The following is a 1,876-nucleotide window of genomic DNA, read 5'->3' as shown; positions in this document are numbered from 1 at the left end:
TCATTACGCTCCAAAATGACATTCAGGGTCGGCAATAATGTACCCATACTATCGAGCAAGCGATAAACGGAAAGATCTGTTTCAATCAGGCCGCTTAAATGTTGCTCTAAAGCACTTTGGTGTTCTCTTTCTGCCTCGAGTAATGAAAAGAGACTTCCGCCTGTGACTTCGAACTGTTCACGTGTTTGATCGCGGTTAATGCGACTTGCACTAACGGCTTTTTCTAATGAAAAGAGCTGTCGTTTCTGACTTTCCATATTTTGGAAGGATACTTTAATCCCGCGATTAACCTCACGTGAAATATTGTCTTCAGAATGGCGGGCGCGTTCATAATTTTTCTGTGATCTTGAAATCCGCGCAGACCTTGCCCCGCCGTTATAAAGGCTGTAATTTAATAACAGCCGTCCCGTTACATCATAATCCGGTGTGCCGCGCTCAAGGTCATATTTCGTTGCCGCTAATTCAACAGAAAGACTAGGCAGTCTTTCCCCTTTCGCTGCGTTCACTTCATCTCTTGATGATAACGAACGTGATGACGCCATCACAAGAAGAGGGCTATTCTGAAACCCCATTTCAAGGGCTTCATTTTCCGATTTCGGTAATTCAACGCCAAAATCAGGCCGCTTTAAATTGTCCGGAGAAAAGTTATATATTTCTTCATAATGGCTGGTCGCTTCTTCAAGATCCAATTCAGCACGTGACGATTGGGTTTCAGCAATCGCCAAACGCGATTCCATCAAAGTCACATCTTGATTGGCACCCCGTCCACTTTCAAACCGTTGATTGACCATATCCAATATTTCACGGTGCCGCATTACATTTTCAGCTTGGTATTCTTTTCTCATACGTTGAAAAAGCACATAGTAATGAGCCTCTACAGCGGCTAAAGCGACGGCTGAGGCTTCGAGGGCATATTCTTCGTGCGCTGCGGTAAAAGCATGCTTGGCGCTTGAAATGCGGCTATAAGTGCTGCCACCATCATAAATTAACTGCCTACCAACAACTGAAACATTTGCCGCCGTATCACGCAAACTACGCTGAGTGATATTATCGAAACGATCCTCAAAGTTATTCAACAGACGGTGGCGACCAGATAGATCAACCCCTATTTGTGGGTATAGTGCCGAACGCGCTTCGTCTTCGCGATATTTTTGTTCCTCGCGTGACGCCAAAGCCGCCGAAGTGCGTGGATGTTCGCTTACAGCCAATTGGACATTTTCTTTAAAAATTTGTGCATAAGAGGCTACGACAGAATAATCCGAACTTTCTAAAGCCTGACATACCATAACAGGGGAAATAAGAATTGAAATGATAATTGTGCCGAAAAATTGCCGCTTTATTTTCATTTTAAAAACTCTTAAACTTCAAAAAAGTTATTTTTTCTGTTGCCATTAAATACACTTACCCTCAGTAAAAATCTTGCACATATGAATGATCTATCCACTATAGAATATAAAGATCAAACTTACCAGTGCCATTCGTTGTGTTAAGACTGTCCACCACGGTAATAGCAGCACCAACATCAACATTATCGCGCTGCCACTGATAGGAGATAGACCCAAGGCCGTCTTCATCAGCCAGTGTATTATTGGCTGTTAAGGTTTGATCTTCTGTCGCTGTCCCGCTGATGGTCACAGAACCCGTCGGAGCATCATTGACATTACCAACTGCAGACGTCGCAGCAGATGTGACACTCTCAGCCGTACCTTCACCCTCCGTATAGCTTGCCACCAAGGTGTACGTCATCAGGGAAAGTTGGGTTTTTAAGTCTTTATAATAAGAGAGTATTCTGCTCCATCTGTTAATATTATGCGGCCATAGCTTTAATGTGCAAGCGTTTTCGTTTGGCCATTGTTTTTAGTTTAATTTTGTTTCG

The 1,876-nt window shown here is 43.3% G+C and carries 2 protein-coding genes; both read right to left on the bottom strand.

Features of this window, described 5'->3' with window-relative positions; genetic code table 11:
• On the bottom strand, positions 1-1,346 hold a 1,346-nt coding region (locus ACTF6W_RS08150), incomplete at its 3' end, for a TolC family protein (protein ID WP_438994046.1).
• A 97-nt stretch (positions 1,347-1,443) separates the two neighbouring features.
• Positions 1,444-1,731, bottom strand: coding sequence for a hypothetical protein (locus ACTF6W_RS08145; protein WP_438994045.1), 288 nt, complete (start codon positions 1,729-1,731; stop codon positions 1,444-1,446).
• Positions 1,732-1,876 lie beyond the last annotated feature (145 nt).

The sequence above is a fragment of the Pseudemcibacter sp. genome (assembly GCF_965661635.1).
GTDB lineage: Bacteria > Pseudomonadota > Alphaproteobacteria > Sphingomonadales > Emcibacteraceae > Pseudemcibacter.
Note: the sequence above shows the minus strand (reverse complement) of the source record. Positions and strands in the feature narration are given on the sequence as shown.